Source organism: Mycobacterium sp. VKM Ac-1816D, from assembly GCF_000416385.1.
GTDB classification, from domain to species: Bacteria; Actinomycetota; Actinomycetes; order Mycobacteriales; family Mycobacteriaceae; genus Mycobacterium; species Mycobacterium neoaurum_A.
This window is the reverse complement of record NZ_AOHQ01000070.1, coordinates 1-228: the sequence shown is the minus strand read 5'-3', so window position 1 is coordinate 228 and position 228 is coordinate 1. Positions and strand designations below refer to the sequence as shown.

Annotated in this window: 1 pseudogene; it reads right to left on the bottom strand. The window is 68.4% G+C overall.

Annotation, left to right across the window (positions count from 1 at the left end):
- Window positions 1–228 (bottom strand): annotated as a pseudogene (locus tag G154_RS26985) (HNH endonuclease signature motif containing protein); the annotation flags it as partial.

Below are 228 nucleotides of genomic sequence, written 5' to 3'. Positions count from 1 at the left end.
TAGACCTGCCAGCCCCCGTGATGGATGAGGGTGTGGTGTAGCCGGCAGAGCAGCACTCCGTTGTCCATACTGGTTGTGCCCGCCGGCACTCCAGGGTTGGATGTGGTGGGCATCGCACCACGACACCGGGCGCCCGCACCCCGGATGGGCGCACCCACCGTCACGGACGGCCAGCGCTTTACGGATGGCCGGGGTGAACAACCGCTGGGCGCGCCCGACATCCAACGG